Here is a 15,054-nt window from a genome sequence, read left to right as displayed (position 1 = left end):
ATACCACACTAAGGAGATTTTATTATGTCTACTGCAAGTATTCGACTTGACCAAGATTTGGTTGATAAAGCGGCTATTATGGCTAAAGCTCTAAACCGCACGACACCCAAACAAATTGAACACTGGGCTAAAATCGGTGAAATGATGGAAGATAATCCCGATTTACCTTATGAATTCGTAAAACAAGCAATTATTGCCAAAGCCGAAAAAGAAGCCGGAAAACTTGAGGAATACAACTTTGGCTAAGATTACTCAAGTTCTTCAAACACCTACATTTAAAAAGGCTGTCAAAAAACTACACAAAAACCAAAAAGCGGATCTAGATAACGCGATCAAAGAATTGATTGAAGATCCGCTTCTAGGACAGCAAAAGAAAGGCGATTTATCCTTCCTTCGCGTATACAAATTTAAAATGGTGAAACAACTTACATTACTTGGTTATAGTTACGAAGATGACACCGTTACTCTTGAACTTATGGCTTTAGGTTCTCATGAAAATTTTTATCGCGACATGAAAAATATCTTCTGAGCTTACATGAATCTTAACGCATAGCACAGCAGCACCTAGCCATTGTACCAGCGAATATTTGACTCTAGACCGCGCCCGACCAGCTAAACAGTATCTGCTGATGCGCCTTGTTAAGCGGCGATTTTACGCTTCAGTTCATCAAACGTTTCCTTCTCGGAATCCAGCTTCGCTCCCACATAAATGACAACATCTCTAGCGCCACTGCCTAAGGCTAACTCTCTCAATACTCTTTCTTCTATATTTGTTAAACCACCTTCGGTTTTTTCTAATTGATGCATAATAATTCGAGGTGCTGGTTTGAAAAACTTGGATGTCTGTAGTTGATTCAAGCCATGTTGTAACAACTTTTCCGCCACATAGAAATCAGCGACAAAAGAACGTGGATGACAAAATGGGTTAATTACGTCAATGTACTTCCCTGATTGATGTTTTGCTTCAGTACCAACACATTTGACGATACTTTTTTACCAATGGTTTCAATGGCTAAATATGGCTCATACTCTAATATGAACTCTTTACCCACCTTGCCCATCATCCGAATAACTATTTTCTTTTCACTCAATTCAACCAATAAATCATGTGAAAATAGTCCTCTAATAAACTGACTAAATGTATTCATCTTGTTATTACTCTTATCTAAAATGCAATGGTCAACTTAACCACTTAACGACTAGCACATCAGCACCTAGCCATTGTACCAGCGAATATTTGACTCTAGACAGCGCCCGCCCAGCTAAACAGTGTCTACTGATGCGCCTTGTTATACCGTTTCACCTAAGCTAAAATGACCACATAAAAGACCATTTAAAGGACCTTTAAAATGACCACTAGAATCTTAGCTGATGTTGCTGCAAGCATTACTGAATTAAAAGCTAATCCAATGAAAGTTGCTACCAGTGCTTATGGTCAACCTGTCGCTGTTCTTAACCGAAATGAACCTGCTTTTTATTGCGTCCCTGCTGAAGCTTACGAAATGATGATGGATAAACTTGAAGATCTAGAACTACTATCCATTGCAAAAGAACGCGAATCTGAAGAAAGCATCTCGGTAAACCTTGATGATTTATAAGCTAAATTTTAAAAAATCCGCCCTTAAGGAATGGAAGAAACTCGGTTCTACCTTGCAGGAGCAATTTAAGAAAAAATTAGCCGAAAGGTTAACTACCCCTCATGTACCAGCTTCAAAATTATCTGGAGCTGATAACATGTATAAAATTAAACTCCGCCAATCAGGTTACCGTTTAGTTTACAAAGTCGAAGATGACATCATCGTAGTCACCGTTTTAGCAGTTGGAAAACGTGAACGAAGCGATGTTTATCATAAAGCAATGAAACGCTTGGATGATTGACCGCGGTATAACGCCCCACTCAATTGCGCACAACGCGGGAAGTGAAGCTAACAAATTACTTGTTGTCCATCTCAGGGCGTGTTGTTGTTATGCGCCGCCACTTGCGCCGAAGTTCTTTTGATACCATAATTAGGTATTATTTGGTACTAAGGAGGCTGTGATGGCTAAAAATACTAGTATTACTTTAGGCGAACACTTCGATGGTTTCATTGCGAACCAAATCAAAAGTGGGCGCTACGGTTCTGCAAGTGAAGTAATTCGTTCTGCTTTGCGCTTGCTTGAAACCCAAGAAACAAAAATGAATACACTACGCCAACTTCTGGTTGAAGGCGAAGAAAGTGGCATGGCCGACTATGACCTTGATTCGTTTATCAATGAACTCGATAACGAAGAAAGAAAATGAAACCATTCCAACTCACCAATAAGGCGAAGTCCGATTTAAAAGACATAGCCCTCTTTACTTCTCGACGCTGGGGCAGAGAACAGCGTAACGTTTATCTTAAACAATTTGACGAATCTTTTTGGCTACTTGCTGAAAATCCCGATATTGGTAAAGCATGTGACGATATCAGAAAAGGATACCGGAAATTTCCTCAAGGAAGTCACGTTATTTTTTATCAACAAATTGGCAGTCAAAACATTCAAATTATCAGGATATTGCACAAAAGCATGGATGTTCATCCGATCTTTGGCGGATAACGCATAGCACAGCAGCACCTAGCCATTGTACCAGCGAATATTTGACTCTAGACCGCGCCCGCCCAGCTAAACAGTATCTGCTGATTCGCCTTTTTATGCCGTTTCACCTAAGCTAAAATGACCACATTAAAGACCATTTAAAGGACCTTTGAAATGACCACTAGAATCTTAGCTGATGTTGCTGCAAGCATTACAGAATTAAAAGCTAATCCAATGAAAGTTGCTACCAGTGCTTATGGTCAACCTGTCGCTATTCTTAACCGCAATGAACCTGCTTTTTATTGCGTTCCTGCTGAAGCTTACGAAATGATGATGGATAAACTAGAAGATCTAGAACTACTATCCATTGCAAAAGAACGCGAATATGAAGAAAGCATCTCGGTAAACCTTGATGATTTATAAGCTAAATTTTAAAAAATCTGCCCTTAAAGAATGGAAGAAACTCAGTTCTACCTTACAGGAGCATTTTAAGAAAAAGCTGGCGGAAAGGTTAACTAACCCTCATGTACCAGATTCAAAACTATCTGGAGCTGACAATATGTATAAAATTAAACTCCGCCAATCAGGTTACCGTTTAGTTTACAAAGTCGAAGATGACATCATCGTAGTCACCGTTTTAGCAGTTGGAAAACGTGAACGAAGCGATGTTTATCATAAAGCAATGAAACGCTTGGATGATTGACCGCGGTAATCGCGGTAGAGCGCCCCATTACTGAGACGACCCCGCACAGATCCGGACGTGCGGAATTACCGCATCCGGCTCTTCAGTTATACATTCACTCGTGTAAACACACGTTCCTGATACCAGTCTACATGAATAAATCGCTTACTCACTCGTGGTCGCTCTAATCCATAATACGTTAACATCTTCTTGAAATTACTCCAGTTATAGCTCTTTCTTCCACTTCGACGATTCAGCCATTTAAACAAGCTGTGTACGAGCAGATGATAAAAGTAACCACATGCTCGACTGTTATCGGGCAGACCAAAGTAATTGTGATGTCCCCTCAGTTTGCGTCTCAGTTCGAATGCCCAACAGTTGAGCTTTTCGAATCGCTTCTTCTTGATATAAATAAGCATCGCTTTCAGACTCGCTTGTTGCTTCTTCGCACTCGTGACTCGTCTGAGATGAGCTTTGCCTTTCTTATCCTTTGCCCAGTAAAAGGCGAAGCCTAAGAACGCAAACTGCCGTTTTCGACCAGGGTGAAACCGACTAAAACGCAGCAGCGCAGTTTTCTCTGGCGCAACATCTAAATTGAATTTCGCCAGTCTTTTCGGCAGCACCTTATAAAAGCGCTCCGCATCGTTGGCATACTGAAACGCACACACAAAGTCATCTGCGTAACGGATCAACATCGCTCGCCCTTTCATCTTCGGTTTTACTTTCTTTTCAAACCATAAATCTAAGGCGTAGTGAAGATAGATATTCGCTAGCACTGGGCTAATGATCCCACCTTGTGGTGAGCCACTTTCTGGTTTCTCGAATATCCCTTCGGGCGTTTTAATCCGCGCTTTCAGCCATTGATTGATAAGGCTTAGCATCGCTTTATCATCAATCCGTTCTTTCAGCATTCTCATCAACCAATCGTGGTCGAGATTATTGAAGAAGCCTTTAATATCCGCTTCCACAATGTACCCATAACCACTGTTTTGAAGGTTGAGCGTTAAGCTGTGAACGGCTTGATGCGCACTTTTATTCGGGCGGTAACCATAGCTATTGCGCAAGAAATCCGCTTCCCAAATACTTTGCAGTATCTGGCTCACGCTTTGTTGCACCAACTTGTCCTCTATGGTCGGTAGACCGAGTGGGCGTTGTTTGCCATTGGCTTTCGGGATGAAAACACGTTTTATGTCGTTGGCTCGGTAGCGCTTCTGCTTTAGGGCTTCGGCCAACTGAGCCACATTCTTAACCAACTGCTGTTTGTATTGATTCGGCATGACACCATCAATACCCGGTTTCGAATGCTTATTGAGCTGTCCCCAGCTTCGGTACAGAAGATCTTCCCTCATTAATCCATAAAGGTTCTGAAATCTGTGCTTAGGACAGGATTGTGCTTTAAATGTGATCGCGTTTAGTTCGGTTGTCATAGTGATTCCAGCCCTACATGTCCGGCCTATGTATCTGCTAAACACGGGATATAACTGCCAGCCCCTTCGCCATGTGATCGGCTTTACCGTCTCGGACTACTATGAGCTGGTCTGACTGCCAAAGTGTCTTCGTTGGCCTTGCGGTTCGCTTAGCTTCACTACCACTTTCCTTATGGAACGACTTTGGCTCTCTCAAGTTCCTGATGTCTCTCTTTATGCATGCCACGGCTTGATAACTCCGCCGACTCTCCGCAACCTTGCTATTTACGGTTGCTTTGCTTGGACTTCGATCACGTTACAAACCTCGTCAATCGGATGGACTTTGTCGAAGCGATACCAGCACTTCAGGGCCACGATAGCCCCTATGGCCTACATAATTCTCTGTGTACGCTTCACCTGTCTTGTTCGCTCGAAAAAAAAAACGAGTTCCGCCACAGGCGCAACACTCGATACGGGTGGTTAGCTAAACCTTACCCGACAGGGACTTGCACCCTGTAAGAGGCATCAAGCTTCGCTTGACGCACTAACGCCGCAAACAGTGGCGCTTTCACAAATGCTGCAGCACATTTAAAACCTAAAACAACAAACGCCGAAGCGTTAAGCGTCCATTGATTTGCTTTGTTATGCTGTTTTGACAACTCGAAAGCTTATTTGATTAAGTAAAATTGGCAACTTAGTTATACCAAAATCACCATTATCAACAGCATATAAAACTCCCTTATTGTCACCACTTATCGATATATATAAAACCCCACTACCTAATTCCATTAGTGGCAATAATGTATTGTATTCAACGTAAGAATCATCGAGTTCAAAATGTTCTTTAAACTGTTCCAAATAACTTATGTATTCAAGTTGCTCAATTATTTCATTTTCATCAAAAACGGCTTCAATAACATCATTTATCTCACTACCATCATCAAGTTTATATGACAACAACGGAGATTTTCCGTTTTGATTTACAACTCGACCATTAAAATTACGAATAATTGATTTAATCGATTCATCAACAGAAAAGCCATAATACTCCTCTATTGTTGGAAATTTATCGTTATCAATCTTTATCGTATTGTGTACTTCTAGAATCAATTGTGATCACCTGATTGTGTGGCAGCATAACGATTAGCACAGCAGCACACGCGCAGCTATACCAACAAATTGATTACTTTAAACCGCAAGCGCCCAAGTAAAATGTGTCTGCTGCTGCGCCTGGTTAAAAAAAGATATCTTTTGTAACCACTTAACGAAGAAGCGACCACAAAAGCTTCGACATTCTCAGCAGCTTCAACAAGCGCTGCAACCCGATATGTTTCCAACTACGAACCGGCAACACCACCAAACCGATCAGAGGTTGATGAACCAGCCGCCCACTGAAGTAACGAACAGCTAATTGCCACTTGATGATGCTGAGTTAGCAATCATGTTGAATGGCGATATTAGCCCTGCGCTGAATGCAAACGGCTTTCACCAAAGAAAGCAGAAACCAACAACAGAACGGCTGCCAAAAACTGACTCAAATATCGCAGCGATTACAGAACCAAACCTATTAAATTAGCTTTGCCCTTTTGCAGCTTTTTAACGCCCGCTTCAGCTGCACCAAAACTAGAGCGCTTTTGTGTTAATGTTTGAGCGTAGCGAGTTACACAAAAACGCGGAAGGTTTGGTGTCAGCCTGCAAGCGCTTGTTAGATTTAATCATCGATGTTGAAATATGTATTTTGACCACTTAAGGAACTAACATTGAACTCTTGCTTCAAAACTTCGATAACAGCTTCAATACTTATACCTACCAAACATTTTCTATCAGCATGATATTCAATAGCTAGTCCGGATAGATATTGAGTTGTTTCCTCTCCGATCGCTGTTAGATTTTTATGCAACCACACACCACCACCACTTAAACCATTAGGTCTAGGAAATGTAACTAACTCTCCAGATTCATTTTTGCAATTTTTAGCATTGAAATTAACCAATATATGAGTATTAGGGTTTAATGACATATCTTCATACACTTTTTTTTCACATGTTGTATTAAAGTACGTGTACATTTTCGATTTAACAGTATTAAACTTGTTACGATCAATTTTAGACTTGGTTGCAGGATAGCCAATAAAAGAATATATTTTTTTCTCTGCGGTTGTGTTGCTCGGTGCTATCATTTCGAATGGTACACAATCATCATTTTTAATTTTTTCAAATTCATCTCCAATTAGTTCCAGTATCGCTATATCTACTTTATCTGTACTTGTTCCTTCGGTTTTCATAACATCACCGCTAAAACCAACAAGTTCAGAATTATACCCAACAAGTATTGAAGAATTATCGAACTCATTTACTACATGCCCAGCTGTAGCTAGAAACTTCCGGTCATCAATAATTAAAAATATGCACGAACCAATCAATTCCGGTTCACAACGACTATTTACAATTAAAATAGGAAAATTGTAGCCCTTAACTTTTTCTATCGCTTGGCAGATTTCTTTGAGTATTTCTTCTTTTCTAGCCTCAGCCAAGACTTGAACATCTTCATTCATTTCAATATATCCAACTAAAATCTAACGCCCAATTAAGGTGTGAACCACGCTATCACTAAACCTAAATTGAGCGTCGTAAACACTGAACTAGACCCAAACCCAAAATGCCAAGCGTGGTGAATCACTCTTCAATTGTTTGTTATGCTAAATGTTCGCTGGAGGGATAATATAGAAAGTATAATCTTTGTACTTTTTGTCTTTTGAAAAACCATAATAACGTCTTAGGAATGAACTTATTGATAACAACTCTCGCAATGATTCTGATTCATCAATTGCATCCTCATTTTCAAGGTCAAGCCATGTTTCAGTATTAGTGCTATCTATTCTTTCTTTTATCGAAGACATTAATTTTTTCAGGAAAATATCATAGTTTTCTGAATCAACTCGGAGAGATACTATGTCAATTGTATCTCTTTCATTTTCAAACTCTTTAAGCTTTCTACTACTGAATAATGAACTAGAGAGGCTAAGAATCAAATCGTTGTTGATAGTGCTTTTGATATCATATCTTTCATGTTCAGGGGAATACAGGAAGACTAGATCATTTTTTTTTGTTTTAGTGAGATAAACACAAGACATTTCATTTCCCTTTATACTGAGCGTCATAAAATGTTAGACACGGGTCAATAATGACTTCTATTCCTTTTTGACCCCACTCTTCTGCGGCTTTATACGCTGTTGAAGCAACACTATGGCATTTTATAATGACGCATCCAGATGATGGGTCGTCAACTTTTACAATGCTATTTCTAATAGCATTGCCGACTATCGTATCCACATCTGGTCTAGAAAGACGAGTTTCACGATATTTGAATTCAAGAGCTATTTTTCTCATTTTAGTAATCGTTTGTAACTAAGATTTTTTTAACCTTGCCATAAACACTCGCTTGACCACGATGACTAGAAGACGTAATTCGAAAAATCACGTCAATACCACCATCTTGACCTCTTTTAAGTGGAAGTTTCAATGGACGCCCCCTTAAGTCAGTCATTTCGACAGTTGAAAAATTTTCAAAACGCTTAAGTAACCTAGTTACTTGATCTTCTTGTACACGGTAACCAATTTCTGAAAGAGTTAACTCTTCTTCAACTCCGTCAGTTACAACAACAATTTTTTTCAAATTAGCCATGTTAATTCCCTCTAAAAATAAGGTCTATTCTAACATATACAGGACGAGCGCCCTATCAGAGATTTAGCAATCGCGGTAGAGCGCCCCATTACTGAGACGACCCCGCACAGATCCGGACGTGCGGAATTACCGCATCCGGCTCTTCAGTTATACATTCACTCGTGTAAACACACGTTCCTGATACCAGTCTACATGAATAAATCGCTTACTCACTCGTGGTCGCTCTAATCCATAATACGTTAACATCTTCTTGAAATTACTCCAGTTATAGCTCTTTCTTCCACTTCGACGATTCAGCCATTTAAACAAGCTGTGTACGAGCAGATGATAAAAGTAACCACATGCTCGACTGTTATCGGGCAGACCAAAGTAATTGTGATGTCCCCTCAGTTTGCGTCTCAGTTCGAATGCCCAACAGTTGAGCTTTTCGAATCGTTTCTTCTTGATATAAATAAGCATCGCTTTCAGACTCGCTTGTTGCTTCTTCGCACTCGTGACTCGTCTGAGATGAGCTTTGCCTTTCTTATCCTTTGCCCAGTAAAAGGCGAAGCCTAAGAACGCAAACTGCCGTTTTCGACCAGGGTGAAACCGACTAAAACGCAGCAGCGCAGTTTTCTCTGGCGCAACATCTAAATTGAATTTCGCCAGTCTTTTCGGCAGCACCTTATAAAAGCGCTCCGCATCGTTGGCATACTGAAACGCACACACAAAGTCATCTGCGTAACGGATCAACATCGCTCGCCCTTTCATCTTCGGTTTTACTTTCTTTTCAAACCATAAATCTAAGGCGTAATGAAGATAGATATTCGCTAGCATTGGGCTAATGATCCCACCTTGTGGTGAGCCACTTTCTGGTTTCTCGAATATCCCTTCGGGCGTTTTAATCCGCGCTTTCAGCCATTGATTGATAAGGCTTAACATCGCTTTATCATCAATCCGTTCTTTCAGCATTCTCATCAACCAATCGTGGTCGAGATTATTGAAGAAGCCTTTAATATCCGCTTCCACAATGTACCCATAACCACTGTTTTGAAGGTTGAGCGTTAAGCTGTGAGCGGCTTGGTGCGCACTTTTATTCGGGCGGTAGCCATAGCTATTGCGCAAGAAATCCGCTTCCCAAATACTTTGCAGTATCTGGCTCACGCTTTGTTGCACCAACTTGTCCTCTATGGTCGGTAGACCGAGTGGGCGTTGTTTGCCATTGGCTTTCGGGATGAAAACACGTTTTATGTCGTTGGCTCGGTAGCGCTTCTGCTTTAGGGCTTCGGCCAACTGAGCCACATTCTTAACCAACTGCTGTTTGTATTGATTCGGCATGACACCATCAATACCCGGTTTCGAATGCTTATTGAGCTGTCCCCAGCTTCGGTACAGAAGATCTTCCCTCATTAATCCATAAAGGTTCTGAAATCTGTGCTTAGGACAGGATTGTGCTTTAAATGTGATCGCGTTTAGTTCGGTTGTCATAGTGATTCCAGCCCTACATGTCCGGCCTATGTATCTGCTAAACACGGGATATAACTGCCAGCCCCTTCGCCATGTGATCGGTTTTACCGTCTCGGACTACTATGAGCTGGTCTGACTGCCAAAGTGTCTTCGTTGGCCTTGCGGTTCGCTTAGCTTCACTACCACTTTCCTTATGGAACAACTTTGGCTCTCTCAAGTTCCTGATGTCTCTCTTTATGCATGCCACGGCTTGATAACTCCGCCGACTCTCCGCAACCTTGCTATTTACGGTTGCTTTGCTTGGACTTCGATCACGTTACAAACCTCGTCAATCGGATGGACTTTGTCGAAGCGATACCAGCACTTCAGGGCCACGATAGCCCCTATGGCCTACATAATTCTCTGTGTACGCTTCACCTGTCTTGTTCGCTCGAAAAAAAAACGAGTTCCGCCACAGGCGCAACACTCGATACGGGTGGTTAGCTAAACCTTACCCGACAGGGACTTGCACCCTGTAAGAGGCATCAAGCTTCGCTTGACGCACTAACGACTAGCACAGCAGCTCACTCACCATTACTCCAGCACACTGATAACTTTAAACCACAAGCGCCCAACTAAAGTGTGTCTGCTGGTGTGTCTTGTTAGGTGATTTTTAGAACTCTGTATCTAACCAATCTGCTAGTTTATTAGCCAATACAAAAAGTTCAGGAAATATTAAAAATGATGCGTGAACAGTATCCGCACTTATTGGACTAATATCTGTTGGATGCCCAGCATTATTTCGTACAGCTCTTATTTGTTGAGTAAATGCAGGCCAATAAGCTTCGTATTCTTCTTTTAGATTATTTTTAAACGCTCTTTTTTTCTGTTCAAAAAAGCTTCTCAAAGCATTTGTTATAGTCTTAACTCTCCAATCATCCCCCTCTGGCAGGATAGTTGTCACTGTTAAAATTTAACCAGTTTGGGCGTTAAAGAGTGTATTTTGTCTCGTATTTCTGTTGAAAGAAAAGAAGCCATATTAAAAAAGTTACTGCCACCTTATTCCATGTCTGTCAGCCAATTGGCAAAAGAGGAAGGCATTAGCACGGCAACCCTGTATTATTGGCGTCAACAACTCAGAGAATCAGGAGCCGCCGTGCCTAATAGCCATACATCATCAGAGCAGTGGTCTGCTCAAACCAAGCTTGCTATCGTTGCTGAAACGTACTCGATGACAGAAAATGAACTTAGCAACTATTGTCGAGAAAAAGGGCTTTACCCCGAACAAGTCGAAGCTTGGCGCTGCGAGTGCATGCACGGTTTTATGTCGAATAAAGAGCGTGAAGCGGACATTAAAAAACAAGCTAAAGCCGACAAAAATGAAATCAAAGCACTAAAGAAAGAACTACGAATCAAAGAGAAAGCCTTAGCCGAAACCGCTGCCTTGTTGGTTCTTCGAAAAAAGCTGAGAGCCTTTTACGGGGAAGAGCCAGAGGACGATTGACCTCGACCGAAGAAAGGCAATGCTTAATCGAGCTCATTCATGAAGCGCAGCAAAATGGTAGTCGTTTAGTCCCGGCCTGCCATGAAGCTCTTATTGATTTACGGACGTATCGTCGTTGGTATCAACAAGGCGAGGTTCAATCCGACAAAAGGAAAACCTGCGCTCGACCACGGCCCGCTAATCAATTATCGCAGCAAGAACATGAAGCGATTATTGATGTTTGTAATCGCCCTGAGTACGCGAGCTTACCGCCGACTCAAATTGTTCCGAGCTTGCTGGATAAGGGCGAATATATTGCTTCAGAGTCGAGTTTTTATCGAGTTCTCAACGCCCATGACCAACTGCATCACCGAGGTCGTCAGCGAAGAAGGCAGCCGCATGCTAAGCCTAGAAGCTATAAAGCAACAGGTCCAAATCAAGTGTATACATGGGACATTACCTATTTACCGTCAAAGGTAAAAGGACAGCATTATTACTTGTATGTTATCGAAGACATCTACAGTCGAAAAATCGTTGGTTACGACGTGTACGAGCGAGAGTGTGGTGAATTAGCGTCACAGCTATTACAAAGAACTCTGATACGAGAGCAGTGCTTTAATCAGCCTATCGTTCTTCACTCAGACAATGGGGCACCGATGAAGTCACTGACCTTCAAAGCCAAAATGGAGGAGCTAGGGATTATATCATCGTATAGTCGCCCAAGGGTCAGTGACGATAATCCCTACATTGAGTCCCTGTTTAGAACGGTGAAATACGTACCGACATGGCCAACAAAGGGCTTTGAGCATCTGAAGTCGAGCCGTAGTTGGGTTGAAACGTTCGTGAGTTGGTACAACACCGAGCACAAACACAGTCAATTAAATTACGTGACACCTTCGCAGAGACACAATGGGAAGGATAAAGCTATCTTAGCGCACAGGGCTGAAGTGTTACTTGCTGCAAAACAGCGGCATCCAGAGCGCTGGTCGCGAGATATTAGGAACTGTAAACCCGTTGGAGAGGTTTACTTAAATCCAGAAAAAGAAGCAGCTTAATAAATAAGCAAATGATGACAACTATCTTGAAAAACACCGTCATCAATACCTTTTGGTAAAGGAACAGCCTTTGCGTTTAATTTTTCAATTACTTTATCCCTTAACTCTAAGATAATCGCTTCTGATGCAGCGCCAACCATCACAGAGGCCGATTTGTGAAAGTTACTAGCGAAACAATTAACACCTTCTTCTAAATACGATGCAGCTACGTTATTCAGTTTCCCTAATGATGCTATATGGGTCATATAACCTGTAGGATTAAATGGATCTCGGGTCAAAAGCTCTAGAGCCTGTTGCCCTCGTGATGTTACATGGCAAAAAGGAGGATTTGGATTATCAAAATTAAATCCCCAAGACATAAGCCCAATCCGAAATAATTCATACCATTCAGTAAGCACTATACGCTCTTGAATATTGTCTCTACCGATCTTTAATCTAGTTTTGGCTTCTCTTAGAATTGCTGGTGCTTGAATATTGGATTCTGGATTTTTCGGGCTTTTACCTTCTACTACTTCCAGAAGCGTTGTTCTTACATCTAATCCATTAATAGTCGGCATAATGACTCCTTTCACCTAACGCCCAATTAACGTGCGAGCATCGCATAAGTCGCCACATTGCGCTGTAAACACAAAATTCACTACAAAATGAAATGCCAAGCGTTACGAATCACTGCTTACTCGTTTGTTAGCAATTTGTCCATGTGCGGCTTAACCTCTTCTCTCAGCATATGAGGTCCCATGGAATCTACAAACGTTAGTGGTATCTGTGATAGCTTAGTTCTACAGCTACCTTTATTGAGAATAGCCATACCTTTACACATTTTAAGGTATTCTTTTTGAAGTTCTCTTTTCCTAACTCTTGAAATATTTTGTCCATAGCTAACAACGTGAAACACAAAAGCACCGATAACTATTTGCTTCACAGAAATATCATTTGGTAGATTTTGAGCCCAAGAAATTCGGGAGAAAAATGGGTTGACATAACCTGAAGAATCGGCAAATAACGATTGACCAACATCACTTATTTGTTGGGGTGTTAATTTATAGGGTTTTAGTAAACCACCAGTAATGAAAAAACCAGAATAATCACTACTTTTATCAAGAATTAAATCTTTATATTGATCAAAAACACCTAATTGTTTACCACTAGCCCGAGATGAATTGAATGCAACTTTAAGCAACCAACGTGCATACTGATTAAAATCATACTCGAAATCTACCGCATTCTTATTAAAATTTGGAGTAAATGCTCCTGATTTTTCTAGAGCAGACTTAGCGTGAGCATCAATCGCCCCCAGAACTACATTATTACAGTGAGCACAAACATCTCTGATTTTAGCTTCTTGTTGTAATAATTTTTGTGCTTTTTCTCTCCAACCAATACATTTACTATTACTTATACTATATTGATATGTATAAACAAAAGCGGGCATAATATGCTCTCGCGTTAAAGTTTTATTTTGACCACAATATATACAAATTGCCATTATATCTCCTGATTACTGACGCTAAGAACAGTTGCAAAATACTTGGCACTACATTTTGCGAAGCAAAATTTGTGACATGTATTTTGTCAATTACTTCGCCTTGTATGGATAATAAATATTCAATTAGGGTAAAGTGAGACCCAGGCTTTAGCAGCAACTAAAGCTCTCTATGTAGTAGTTCGATGCTTCGATGGATCCTCAATTGAGAGACCGATAACAAGAAAGAACGCTACATAGATCTCCAAGCACCACACTCGAATAGTCTTCTGGGCCTCGAACCCGTATTATGCAAGCAAGAGTTAGCTTATTATGAATACACACTCACATCAAAACATTAATGTCGGTGTTGATACCGGCAAAACAAAACTTGATATTTACATCCGTCCTCTCGACATCTTCTTTACCGTTTCAAACGATGAAAAAGGCATTCAAGAAGCTGTCCAGACCATTAAAAAATACCATCCAGATCGTATTATTGTTGAAGCAACTGGACGGCTAGAAATGCCATTTATTTTGGCCTGTTCAAAAGCCAATTTACCGTTTGTTATCGCGAATCCAGTTCATATCAAAAGGTTTGCTGGAGCCATCGGTAGAAGGGCTAAAACAGATAAACTCGATGCCCATTTAATTGCCTATTTTGGTGAGGCTGTTCAGCCAAAATTGACAAAGCTAAGACCTGAAATCATGCGATTTATGAGTGAGTTAGTCACTAGACGACATCAAATCATGTCAATGCAAACCATGGAGAAAAATCGCATTCAGCAGATGCCAAAATCATTAGCATCAACCATCACTCCAATACTTAACATCTTCGAAGAACAGATCGAAAAGATAGAAACGCTCATCTCACTACTCATTGAAAACGTACCTGCGTATAAAGAGAAAAGTGACCTATTACAAAGCGTTCCCGGAATCGGAAAAATCTGTGCTGCATCAATCATCAGTAACGTCCCTGAACTTGGTTTTATTAATAATAAACAAGCTGCTTCTTTAATCGGTGTAGCACCAATGAACCGTGAAAGTGGTTTGTACAAAGGCAAACGTTTTATACAGGGTGGACGTTCACAAGTTCGAACCGTTTTATACATGGCTATGATGTCAGCCTTGCAATCAAATCCGGTTATCAAAGCTACTTATCAGCACCTTCTGGCTGTTGGGAAACCAAAGAAAGTTGCCATTATTGCGTGCATAAGAAAGATGGTTGTTATCCTAAATTCGATGCTAAGAGATGGTGCCAAATGGGATCCAAAATTGGCCTAAATTTAATTATTGACACC

23 protein-coding genes are annotated in these 15,054 nt (G+C 40.9%); 10 read left to right on the top strand and 13 right to left on the bottom strand.

Going from position 1 to position 15,054, the window contains the following annotated elements; all coding sequences use genetic code 11:
- The first annotated feature begins 24 nt into the window (after window positions 1–24).
- Both JCM16456_RS18750 and JCM16456_RS18745 read left to right on the top strand, forming a co-directional pair.
- Window positions 25–246, top strand: coding sequence for a TA system antitoxin ParD family protein (locus JCM16456_RS18750; protein ID WP_068717371.1), 222 nt, complete (start codon window positions 25–27; stop codon window positions 244–246).
- The gene (locus tag JCM16456_RS18745; protein WP_068717369.1) at window positions 239–529 is read left to right on the top strand and encodes a type II toxin-antitoxin system RelE/ParE family toxin; all 291 of its coding nucleotides are present in this window, start codon (window positions 239–241) and stop codon (window positions 527–529) included. The genes JCM16456_RS18750 and JCM16456_RS18745 overlap by 8 nt, the downstream gene beginning before the upstream one ends.
- A gap of 110 nt (window positions 530–639) precedes the next feature.
- On the opposite strand, the gene JCM16456_RS24260 is transcribed toward JCM16456_RS18745, so the two are convergent.
- Complete coding sequence (locus tag JCM16456_RS24260) at window positions 640–930, bottom strand: hypothetical protein (RefSeq protein ID WP_231894492.1); 291 nt, start codon at window positions 928–930, stop codon at window positions 640–642.
- A complete protein-coding gene (locus JCM16456_RS24255) occupies window positions 930–1,148 on the bottom strand; it encodes a hypothetical protein (protein WP_231894475.1) in 219 nt (72 codons plus the stop codon). Before JCM16456_RS24255 ends, JCM16456_RS24260 begins: the two co-directional genes overlap by 1 nt.
- Before the next feature lie 201 nt (window positions 1,149–1,349).
- On the opposite strand from JCM16456_RS24255, the gene JCM16456_RS18735 reads away from it, so the two are divergent.
- From JCM16456_RS18735 to JCM16456_RS18710, 6 genes are all read left to right on the top strand, one after another.
- Window positions 1,350–1,598, top strand: coding sequence for a type II toxin-antitoxin system Phd/YefM family antitoxin (locus JCM16456_RS18735; RefSeq protein ID WP_068717367.1), 249 nt, complete (start codon window positions 1,350–1,352; stop codon window positions 1,596–1,598).
- Window positions 1,588–1,878 carry a type II toxin-antitoxin system RelE family toxin gene (locus JCM16456_RS18730; RefSeq protein ID WP_068717366.1) on the top strand — a complete coding sequence of 97 codons (291 nt, stop codon included), beginning with the start codon at window positions 1,588–1,590 and terminating at the stop codon, window positions 1,876–1,878. Before JCM16456_RS18735 ends, JCM16456_RS18730 begins: the two co-directional genes overlap by 11 nt.
- A gap of 160 nt (window positions 1,879–2,038) precedes the next feature.
- A complete protein-coding gene (locus JCM16456_RS18725) occupies window positions 2,039–2,281 on the top strand; it encodes a type II toxin-antitoxin system ParD family antitoxin (protein ID WP_068717363.1) in 243 nt (80 codons plus the stop codon).
- Window positions 2,278–2,577, top strand: a complete 300-nt coding sequence (locus JCM16456_RS18720; RefSeq protein WP_068717361.1) for a type II toxin-antitoxin system RelE/ParE family toxin — start codon at window positions 2,278–2,280, stop codon at window positions 2,575–2,577. The genes JCM16456_RS18725 and JCM16456_RS18720 overlap by 4 nt, the downstream gene beginning before the upstream one ends.
- Window positions 2,578–2,730: 153 nt before the next feature.
- On the top strand, window positions 2,731–2,979 hold the full coding sequence (locus JCM16456_RS18715; protein ID WP_068717359.1) for a type II toxin-antitoxin system Phd/YefM family antitoxin: 249 nt from the start codon (window positions 2,731–2,733) through the stop codon (window positions 2,977–2,979).
- Entirely contained in the window at window positions 2,969–3,259 is a 291-nt protein-coding gene (locus tag JCM16456_RS18710; RefSeq protein WP_068717358.1) for a type II toxin-antitoxin system RelE family toxin, read from the top strand. The genes JCM16456_RS18715 and JCM16456_RS18710 overlap by 11 nt, the downstream gene beginning before the upstream one ends.
- Window positions 3,260–3,345: 86 nt before the next feature.
- Here JCM16456_RS18710 and ltrA (JCM16456_RS18705) read toward each other — a convergent pair whose 3' ends face one another.
- The 9 genes from ltrA (JCM16456_RS18705) to JCM16456_RS18670 all read right to left on the bottom strand — a co-directional run bounded on the left by ltrA (JCM16456_RS18705) (window position 3,346) and on the right by JCM16456_RS18670 (window position 10,717).
- Window positions 3,346–4,665, bottom strand: coding sequence for a group II intron reverse transcriptase/maturase (gene ltrA / locus JCM16456_RS18705; RefSeq protein ID WP_068717357.1), 1,320 nt, complete (start codon window positions 4,663–4,665; stop codon window positions 3,346–3,348).
- Between the two features lie 470 nt (window positions 4,666–5,135).
- Window positions 5,136–5,303 (bottom strand): hypothetical protein, encoded by a 168-nt coding sequence (locus JCM16456_RS23855; protein WP_156430600.1) that lies wholly within the window; start codon window positions 5,301–5,303, stop codon window positions 5,136–5,138.
- Entirely contained in the window at window positions 5,287–5,754 is a 468-nt protein-coding gene (locus tag JCM16456_RS18700) for a hypothetical protein (RefSeq protein WP_068717355.1), read from the bottom strand. Before JCM16456_RS18700 ends, JCM16456_RS23855 begins: the two co-directional genes overlap by 17 nt.
- 601 nt (window positions 5,755–6,355) lie before the next feature.
- The gene (locus JCM16456_RS18695; protein WP_068717353.1) at window positions 6,356–7,198 is read right to left on the bottom strand and encodes a serine protease family protein; all 843 of its coding nucleotides are present in this window, start codon (window positions 7,196–7,198) and stop codon (window positions 6,356–6,358) included.
- Between the two features lie 144 nt (window positions 7,199–7,342).
- A complete protein-coding gene (locus JCM16456_RS18690; RefSeq protein ID WP_068717351.1) occupies window positions 7,343–7,777 on the bottom strand; it encodes a hypothetical protein in 435 nt (144 codons plus the stop codon).
- 1 nt (window position 7,778) lies between these two features.
- Window positions 7,779–8,033, bottom strand: coding sequence for a hypothetical protein (locus tag JCM16456_RS18685; protein WP_068717350.1), 255 nt, complete (start codon window positions 8,031–8,033; stop codon window positions 7,779–7,781).
- Window position 8,034: 1 nt separating this feature from the next.
- On the bottom strand, window positions 8,035–8,328 hold the full coding sequence (locus JCM16456_RS18680) for a hypothetical protein (protein WP_068717348.1): 294 nt from the start codon (window positions 8,326–8,328) through the stop codon (window positions 8,035–8,037).
- Between the two features lie 147 nt (window positions 8,329–8,475).
- Window positions 8,476–9,795: a group II intron reverse transcriptase/maturase gene (gene ltrA / locus JCM16456_RS18675; protein WP_068717346.1), complete on the bottom strand. Its 1,320-nt coding sequence runs from the start codon at window positions 9,793–9,795 to the stop codon at window positions 8,476–8,478.
- A gap of 631 nt (window positions 9,796–10,426) precedes the next feature.
- Complete coding sequence (locus JCM16456_RS18670) at window positions 10,427–10,717, bottom strand: hypothetical protein (RefSeq protein WP_068717344.1); 291 nt, start codon at window positions 10,715–10,717, stop codon at window positions 10,427–10,429.
- Between the two features lie 39 nt (window positions 10,718–10,756).
- On the opposite strand from JCM16456_RS18670, the gene JCM16456_RS18660 reads away from it, so the two are divergent.
- Window positions 10,757–12,291 (top strand): IS3 family transposase gene (locus JCM16456_RS18660; protein WP_408068385.1). Its coding sequence is split into 2 segments (ribosomal slippage): window positions 10,757–11,210 and window positions 11,210–12,291, totalling 1,536 coding nucleotides; the frame shifts between segments, so codons are not numbered across the junction.
- On the opposite strand, the gene JCM16456_RS18655 is transcribed toward JCM16456_RS18660, so the two are convergent.
- Entirely contained in the window at window positions 12,288–12,848 is a 561-nt protein-coding gene (locus JCM16456_RS18655; RefSeq protein ID WP_068717338.1) for a hypothetical protein, read from the bottom strand. The genes JCM16456_RS18660 and JCM16456_RS18655 overlap by 4 nt on opposite strands.
- 116 nt (window positions 12,849–12,964) lie before the next feature.
- Window positions 12,965–13,777, bottom strand: a complete 813-nt coding sequence (locus JCM16456_RS18650) for a hypothetical protein (protein WP_068717336.1) — start codon at window positions 13,775–13,777, stop codon at window positions 12,965–12,967.
- A gap of 309 nt (window positions 13,778–14,086) precedes the next feature.
- Here JCM16456_RS18650 and JCM16456_RS18645 point away from each other — a divergent pair, with 309 nt between their 5' ends.
- Window positions 14,087–15,037 (top strand): IS110 family RNA-guided transposase, encoded by a 951-nt coding sequence (locus JCM16456_RS18645; RefSeq protein WP_068717334.1) that lies wholly within the window; start codon window positions 14,087–14,089, stop codon window positions 15,035–15,037.
- Window positions 15,038–15,054: the final 17 nt, after the last annotated feature.

It is taken from the genome of Vibrio tritonius (genome assembly GCF_001547935.1).
In the GTDB taxonomy this organism is placed as follows: domain Bacteria; phylum Pseudomonadota; class Gammaproteobacteria; order Enterobacterales; family Vibrionaceae; genus Vibrio; species Vibrio tritonius.
This window is presented reverse-complemented; position numbering and strand designations above follow the sequence as displayed.

Excerpts from the sequence above, each read along its gene's own strand:
- JCM16456_RS18750 (WP_068717371.1), top strand. The coding sequence starts at position 25 with ATGTCTACTGCAAGTATTCGACTTGACCAAGATTTGGTTGATAAAGCG.
- JCM16456_RS24255 (WP_231894475.1), bottom strand. The coding sequence starts at position 1,148 with ATGAATACATTTAGTCAGTTTATTAGAGGACTATTTTCACATGATTTA.
- JCM16456_RS18735 (WP_068717367.1), top strand. The coding sequence starts at position 1,350 with ATGACCACTAGAATCTTAGCTGATGTTGCTGCAAGCATTACTGAATTA.
- JCM16456_RS18730 (WP_068717366.1), top strand. The coding sequence starts at position 1,588 with ATGATTTATAAGCTAAATTTTAAAAAATCCGCCCTTAAGGAATGGAAG.
- JCM16456_RS18725 (WP_068717363.1), top strand. The coding sequence starts at position 2,039 with ATGGCTAAAAATACTAGTATTACTTTAGGCGAACACTTCGATGGTTTC.
- JCM16456_RS18720 (WP_068717361.1), top strand. The coding sequence starts at position 2,278 with ATGAAACCATTCCAACTCACCAATAAGGCGAAGTCCGATTTAAAAGAC.
- JCM16456_RS18715 (WP_068717359.1), top strand. The coding sequence starts at position 2,731 with ATGACCACTAGAATCTTAGCTGATGTTGCTGCAAGCATTACAGAATTA.
- JCM16456_RS18710 (WP_068717358.1), top strand. The coding sequence starts at position 2,969 with ATGATTTATAAGCTAAATTTTAAAAAATCTGCCCTTAAAGAATGGAAG.
- ltrA (WP_068717357.1), bottom strand. The coding sequence starts at position 4,665 with ATGACAACCGAACTAAACGCGATCACATTTAAAGCACAATCCTGTCCT.
- JCM16456_RS18695 (WP_068717353.1), bottom strand. The coding sequence starts at position 7,198 with ATGAATGAAGATGTTCAAGTCTTGGCTGAGGCTAGAAAAGAAGAAATA.
- JCM16456_RS18690 (WP_068717351.1), bottom strand. The coding sequence starts at position 7,777 with ATGTCTTGTGTTTATCTCACTAAAACAAAAAAAAATGATCTAGTCTTC.
- JCM16456_RS18685 (WP_068717350.1), bottom strand. The coding sequence starts at position 8,033 with ATGAGAAAAATAGCTCTTGAATTCAAATATCGTGAAACTCGTCTTTCT.
- JCM16456_RS18680 (WP_068717348.1), bottom strand. The coding sequence starts at position 8,328 with ATGGCTAATTTGAAAAAAATTGTTGTTGTAACTGACGGAGTTGAAGAA.
- ltrA (WP_068717346.1), bottom strand. The coding sequence starts at position 9,795 with ATGACAACCGAACTAAACGCGATCACATTTAAAGCACAATCCTGTCCT.
- JCM16456_RS18655 (WP_068717338.1), bottom strand. The coding sequence starts at position 12,848 with ATGCCGACTATTAATGGATTAGATGTAAGAACAACGCTTCTGGAAGTA.
- JCM16456_RS18650 (WP_068717336.1), bottom strand. The coding sequence starts at position 13,777 with ATGGCAATTTGTATATATTGTGGTCAAAATAAAACTTTAACGCGAGAG.
- JCM16456_RS18645 (WP_068717334.1), top strand. The coding sequence starts at position 14,087 with ATGAATACACACTCACATCAAAACATTAATGTCGGTGTTGATACCGGC.